This window comes from Salipiger sp. PrR002 (assembly GCF_010500775.1).
Taxonomy (GTDB): Bacteria; Pseudomonadota; Alphaproteobacteria; order Rhodobacterales; family Rhodobacteraceae; genus Salipiger.
The window spans coordinates 1-1,245 of the sequence record NZ_JAAGOU010000095.1; the positions used below are offsets into that span (position 1 = coordinate 1).

General features: G+C 62.3%; 1 protein-coding gene. It reads left to right on the forward strand.

What is annotated here, in order from left to right; genetic code table 11:
- Positions 1 to 1,176: elongation factor Tu (tuf, locus tag G0A00_RS26285; RefSeq protein WP_066102746.1), on the forward strand; the 1,176-nt coding region annotated here is incomplete at its 5' end.
- Positions 1,177 to 1,245: the final 69 nt, after the last annotated feature.

Consider the following 1,245-nt stretch of genomic DNA (forward strand, 5'->3'; position numbering starts at 1 on the left):
ATGGCAAAGGAAAAGTTTGAGCGCGGCAAACCGCACTGCAACATCGGCACGATCGGTCACGTTGACCACGGCAAAACCACGCTGACCGCAGCGATCACCAAATACTTCGGTGACTTCCGTGCGTACGACCAGATCGACGGCGCGCCGGAAGAAAAAGCACGCGGCATCACGATCTCGACCGCGCACGTGGAATACGAGACCGAAGCACGCCACTACGCACACGTGGACTGCCCCGGTCACGCCGACTACGTGAAGAACATGATCACCGGCGCGGCGCAGATGGACGGCGCGATCCTGGTTGTGAACGCAGCTGACGGCCCGATGCCGCAGACCCGCGAGCACATCCTTCTGGGCCGCCAGGTGGGTATCCCCGCCATGGTCGTGTTCCTGAACAAGGTCGACCAGGTGGACGATCCGGAACTGCTCGAGCTGGTGGAAATGGAAGTCCGCGAGCTGCTGTCCGAGTACGACTTCCCGGGCGACGACATTCCGATCATCGCAGGCTCGGCTCTGGCCGCAATGGAAGGCCGCGATCCGGAAATCGGCGAAGAGAAGATCAAGGAACTGATGGCTGCTGTGGACGAGTACATCCCGCAGCCGGAGCGTGCCGTTGACCAGCCGTTCCTGATGCCGATCGAAGACGTGTTCTCGATCTCGGGCCGCGGCACCGTTGTGACCGGCCGTGTGGAGCGTGGCGTTGTGAACGTCGGCGACGAACTGGAAATCGTCGGCATCCGCGACACCAAGAAAACCACCTGTACCGGTGTGGAAATGTTCCGCAAGCTGCTCGACCGCGGTGAAGCAGGCGACAACATCGGCGCCCTGCTGCGCGGCATCGACCGTGAAGGCGTTGAGCGTGGTCAGGTTCTGTGTAAGCCGGGTTCGGTGAAGCCGCACACCAAGTTCGAGTGTGAGGTCTACATCCTGACCAAGGAAGAAGGTGGCCGTCACACGCCGTTCTTCGCGAACTACCGTCCGCAGTTCTACTTCCGCACCACCGACGTGACCGGCACCGTGACCCTCCCCGAGGGCACCGAGATGGTCATGCCGGGCGACAACCTGAAGTTCACCGTCGAGCTGATCGCACCGATCGCGATGGAAGACGGCCTGCGTTTCGCCATCCGTGAAGGTGGCCGGACCGTGGGTTCGGGCGTCGTCTCGAAAATCCTCGAGTGATGAATGCGCGCCCGGCACCTACGCCGGGCAGCAGATCGGGAAAGGGCCGCCTCAGGGCGGCCCTTTTTC